Annotated in this window: 3 protein-coding genes; 2 read left to right on the top strand and 1 reads right to left on the bottom strand. The window is 68.1% G+C overall.

All coding sequences use genetic code 11. The features are described 5' to 3' along the window. A partial coding sequence (locus ACXJKJ_RS29980; RefSeq protein ID WP_457394952.1) for a hypothetical protein occupies nucleotides 1–288 on the top strand: 288 nt, incomplete at its 5' end. Next, nucleotides 285–1637 carry a hypothetical protein gene (locus tag ACXJKJ_RS29975; protein ID WP_457356576.1) on the top strand — a complete coding sequence of 451 codons (1353 nt, stop codon included), beginning with the start codon at nucleotides 285–287 and terminating at the stop codon, nucleotides 1635–1637. The genes ACXJKJ_RS29980 and ACXJKJ_RS29975, both read left to right, overlap by 4 nt. Before the next feature lie 22 nt (nucleotides 1638–1659). Here ACXJKJ_RS29975 and ACXJKJ_RS29970 read toward each other — a convergent pair. Further along, nucleotides 1660–2427 (bottom strand): alpha-L-arabinofuranosidase C-terminal domain-containing protein (locus tag ACXJKJ_RS29970; protein ID WP_457394950.1); only part of this gene is annotated, 768 nt, incomplete at its 5' end.

Here is a 2427-nt window from a genome sequence, read left to right as displayed (position 1 = left end):
GCACCGAACAGCGTCATCGCCTGGGGCGCCGAGACCGAGAAGCCGGCCTACGACTACGCCCGCGGCACGGTGCTGCGCGTGTTCGAGCTGGATGACGGCAAGAGCGCGGCCTTCACGGTCGTGGGCGCGGACGGCAGCATTGCGGCGCGTGGCACGGTGAGCCGAAAGGGCGGGCAGTACGCGGCGCAGGTCAGCGAGGGTGCGCTGCGCGATTGGGGGCTGGAGGTGGACGGGCGGCGCAGCCCGGTGCTGGCCGAGGGCAAAACCTTGAACTGGGAGCGTCCATGAAAGCATCACTCGTTCGACGTTGCGGTGACGTCGTGCCGGGTTCTGGCCGGCGGTTTTCTCTGCGGCTGGTTGCGCTCGCGGCACTCCTGCATGCACCGGCTGCGGTACTGGCTCAGGTCGGCACCTTTCCCGGCATGGAGCCCGGTCGCGTTGGCGGCGTGACGGCCGAGGGGCAGAGCCCAGACAAAGCGGCGGCTGCGGCCAAGAACAAGCAGATGGCGCAGGAGCTGATCGACCAGCAGCGTGACGAAGCCGCACGCCGCTTGATGGTCGAACAGCGAGCAAAGCTGCGTGAGCGCTTGGAGCGCGATGCGGGACTGCTGCGCCAGCCGGTGGACTTGCTGGCGGGCATGTTCCAGCTGCCTGCCGACCTGAAGCTTTCTCCGGAGCACCGAAGCGTGGCCGAGGGTGTGCTGCGTCAACAACGTGAGCGCGCACAGGCCGGCTGGGCGGCATGGCTGACCGATGAAACCGCGCAGGGCAAGGGCGAGCTGCGGGCGGAAGTGGCTGCGCAGCGATTGAGCAATCGCGTGCTCAACGAAGTGGCGCTGTGGCAAGCCGATGCAACGCCGCACCCCAGCGACACGATCTGGATCGATGCGCTCAAGACACCCGCCATTTGCCAGCGGCTCGACCAGCCGCGGCCCGTGGCGCAGGTGGCGCAGCTGATCGAGGCGCTGCCCGCAGAGCAGCGCGACGCCGCCTGGCAGGGCGAGGCGGCGCGCCTGGCTCGATGGGGTCAGGTCCCGCGGCAGGTGCCGCCCTCGCCGGACCGCGCGTTTGAGGATGAGCTGGTCGCTGCGCTGCCCAAGCCGCCGGGCAACGCTTCCAGCCTCGCCCCCGAGGTGCGCAACGCGCTGCAGGCGCCGGGCTGGACCTATGCCGCGCAATCACCCGCTTCACGTTGCGAGCTGCTGCGCTGGTGGAGCCAGGAGCAGGTACGCACCCAGCGGATGACGGCGCCGCGTGCGCTGCATGCCTGGCGCACCGCCATGGCCGTGCGTTCATCGGGCTATCTGCTGCCCGATGTGCCGCGCAGTGGCCCGGGCGCGACCGACGCGAACGGCTTTCCGCTGTTCGCGCGCCGCGCCGAGCTTGCGGGCACGGTCGTCGTGGAACAGGATCTCGATGCTGCCGGCAAGATCGTGCGCAGCTTCGTGCAGCGCCGCGAAATCATGGCGGCCGGCGTGCGCGGTGTGCCGGCCCTGGCTCTGGAGCGCGAGCTGGACGCCGTGAGCCTGGCTCGCGCCGCCACCACCCCCGCTGCTGCCCCCGACCCGGCGCAACTGCGCGACGGAACGGCCACGCGCCGTATCGGCATCGAGTGGGTGCTGCCCCAGGGGCTCTAGGCAGAGCCCGCGCGCCAAGCCTTCACTCCTCCAGCGCGACCACCATCACGGCCTTGGCAGGTACCTTGATGGACAGCTTGCCGTCCGCGGCACGCGCGCTGAACGCCGCCGGCTTGATGACCTGCGGATCCTGGAAGGTGTTGTGCGCGTCCATCGCGGCCGAGGTCAGCACCTTGCCTGCCGCACCGTTGACCTTCGTGCCCGCAACGTTGACGGCGACATCGACCGCCTTGGACGGATCGGTGTTGACCAGCGCCAGGTACACCTTGCCGTCCTTGGCACGCGCCGCCGAAGCGCTCACGCCCGGAATGGTCACAGCGCCCAGGGTGTAGCTGGTGTTGTCCTTGATGGCCAGCGGCAGCGACTTGGCATCCTGGAACGGCGCATACATCTGAAAGGCGTAGTAGGTCGGGGTCAGGACCATCTTCTCCTTGTCCGTCAGGATCATCGCCTGCAGGACGTTGACCATCTGGGCGATGGTGGTCATGGGGACCCGCTCCGCATGCTGATGGAAGATGTGGAAGTTGAGTGCCGCCACGAGCGCGTCGCGCAGGGAGTTCTGCTGGAACAGCCCGCCCCTGGGGTTCACTTCGTCATACCAGGTGCCCCACTCGTCGATCATCAATCCGATCTTCTTCTCGGGGTCGTGTTTGTCCAGCACGGCCACGTGGTCCTTGATCAGCTGATCCATCTTCAAGGTATTGGCCAGGGTCGAGATCCACTCGCCTTCCTTGAAGCCGAGGTCCTTGCCCTTGACGTCCCAGTTGCCGGTCGGGACGGTGTACTGGTG

The organism is Roseateles sp. P5_E1 (genome assembly GCF_054049335.1).
The sequence above is the reverse complement of the archived record's forward strand: the minus strand, read 5'-3'. Positions and strand labels throughout refer to the sequence as shown.